The sequence below is a fragment of the uncultured Campylobacter sp. genome (assembly GCF_937997595.1).
Classification (GTDB): Bacteria; Campylobacterota; Campylobacteria; order Campylobacterales; family Campylobacteraceae; genus Campylobacter_B.
Genome location: NZ_CALKTS010000222.1, coordinates 1 through 2187, shown reverse-complemented (window position 1 = coordinate 2187; position 2187 = coordinate 1). Strand labels below are relative to the sequence as shown.

The following is a 2187-nucleotide window of genomic DNA, read 5'->3' as shown; positions in this document are numbered from 1 at the left end:
CCGAATATAATGGCAAATTTAGACGGCAACAAAGTCCCGTTTCTCCAGCCGCTCGCAGCCGCGATAAACTGCACGATATAGCTTAGCTACGGGCTGCTAAAGCCTAAAAAGGACTATCCGCTCGCCGCAGCGAATTTCCCGGGGATCATCTTTGGGCTGCTAACCGCAATAACGGCGCTTTAAACCCAAAGAATTCACGCCACCACCGCGCAGTTGAGCCTCTGCTAACCGCAATAACGGCGCTTTAAACCGCCTTTAGCGGCTTAATAAATTTCAAAATCGCCCGCGCCGCACCTTGTATGCCGCGTCTGTACAGCGCGCCCACCTGCCACGCTGAGTCCGAGCTAACTTGTCGCAAGCGTACCCGCACCTCACATATCCATTACGGCACGGCTTTGAAATTTTGCAAAATCGCCCGCGCCGCATTCAAATCTACGGAATTTAAATAACTTTTATACAAAATTTGATAAGCTTATTTTAATTAAAATTTTATCTTTAAAAGGACGAAAAATGAAAAAGGTCATCACTTGCGTCGATCAAAATGCGCTTGCCCCAGCGGTTAGAGATTACGGAATTTACGTCGCTAAAACCTTGGGTGCCGAGCTCGTGTTTATTCACGTGGTTGAAATCCCGGAGCTTGGCGAGAATTTTTATGGGCTAGCCGCAGGCGGAATCGTCCTAGGAGAGAATGATATCCTTGCAAATAGCTACGGAAGTCCCACACTAGGCGGCGTGGATGCAGAAAAAGACCACGAAGAAGCTGAAGCGATGCTGGATGAATATATCTGCGCTGCGACTGCTGCAGGTGTAAAGGCAAGTAAAATCATTAAAGATGGCGATTTCATCGACGTTATCGCTGAGTACAAGGAGGAAGCTGAAATTTTTGTACTCGGTATCAAGGGCTCAAATAACGAGGACGTAGGCTTTAACGCAAGCGTGCTAATAAAGGAGCTTCACGTGCCGTCGCTGCTCGTGAATAAGGAATTTTCACCGATTAACTCCGTGCTCATTGCGTTTGACGGCACCGATGCGGCAAAGCGCACGCTTGAGTTTATAAAGAGCTCAAAGCTTCTTGCGAGCGCACATAAACATGTCTTGCACATCAATGCGGGTGCCACAGAGGGCGAGCGGATGCTGGATCTAGCGCGCGAAATTTTAGGCACTCAAAACGCCACTTTCAAATACATCCAAGCCGAAGTTCCCGCCGATGAGATCATCAAATATCGCCGCGCCAATAACCTCGATCTGATCGCTACCGGTGCCTTTACGAAGGGCTTTTTCAAAAAGCTCTTTTTAGGCAGCGTCTCCGAGGACATCTTGCACAATGCGCTTGTACCGGTGCTAGTGCTATCATAATCGCAAGACCAAACGCCGATAAACGCTAAATTCCGTCGCTTACGTTATTTTAAAGCGGCGGAATTTTAGAATTTTAAATTTTTAAATCCTTTGTTTTTCAAATTCATATACTTTTTAAAATTTATATAAATTTTGCTTAAAAATTCGTCAATATATCTTATTAAATTCCCTTAAATTAGTAATTACATATAAAATTTTATGATTTAGTTTATTAAAAATTTTATTATTATTTAAGAATAATTGTAAGATAATCCCGCCAGTAAATTGATATAGATTATAAAATCTAAAAAGGATTTTTATGAAAAAGGGTAAAATTTTACTCTCTTTGGCGCTACTTTGCTCGCCGTTTTGGCTTACTGCGGCGCAAAAATAGCGGCGCTTCTCAAGGTCAATCCGCTACCGCAAGCTCTGCCTCTAAAATTTCGTCATCGCAAAGCTCGCGTGCAGCCGCCGCATCGCGGAGCTCCGCGCCGCCTGCTTCAAATTTAGCCTCTAATACTGCGGCGACGCAAAGCGGTAGCGCGGCAAATTCTACGCTGCAGGGCTCAGACGGCGATAATCTCGGCACCATAAACGTCACGGGCAAGGCCGATCTATTGACAACCGAAGGCACCGGTATGTATACGACCGATAATATGAATACCGCTACGGGCCTTGATCTAAGCATCCGCCAGACGCCTCAAACCGTTTCCGTCGTACCCGATCAGCTCATAAAGGATTTGAGCCTTACCAAGGTCGACGACGCGCTAAATTACGTACCGGGTATTACCGCTACTAGCAGATTCGGTATGAGTTTGCCGATTTCAAGGGGATTTAACATCGATAATATCC

3 protein-coding genes and 1 pseudogene are annotated in these 2187 nt (G+C 45.6%); 3 read left to right on the top strand and 1 reads right to left on the bottom strand.

Annotation, left to right across the window (positions count from 1 at the left end):
• Together Q0614_RS12565 and Q0614_RS07555 are read left to right on the top strand one after the other, a co-directional pair.
• Window positions 1-183: pseudogene (locus Q0614_RS12565) on the top strand (hypothetical protein); the annotation flags it as partial.
• Between the two features lie 327 nt (window positions 184-510).
• Window positions 511-1356, top strand: a complete 846-nt coding sequence (locus tag Q0614_RS07555; RefSeq protein ID WP_298787735.1) for a universal stress protein — start codon at window positions 511-513, stop codon at window positions 1354-1356.
• A gap of 388 nt (window positions 1357-1744) precedes the next feature.
• Here the strand turns inward: Q0614_RS07555 and Q0614_RS07550 are convergent, their stop codons facing one another.
• Window positions 1745-1936, bottom strand: coding sequence for a hypothetical protein (locus Q0614_RS07550; protein WP_298787733.1), 192 nt, complete (start codon window positions 1934-1936; stop codon window positions 1745-1747).
• A gap of 37 nt (window positions 1937-1973) precedes the next feature.
• Here Q0614_RS07550 and Q0614_RS07545 point away from each other — a divergent pair.
• A partial coding sequence (locus tag Q0614_RS07545; RefSeq protein ID WP_298787731.1) for a TonB-dependent receptor plug domain-containing protein occupies window positions 1974-2187 on the top strand: 214 nt, incomplete at its 3' end.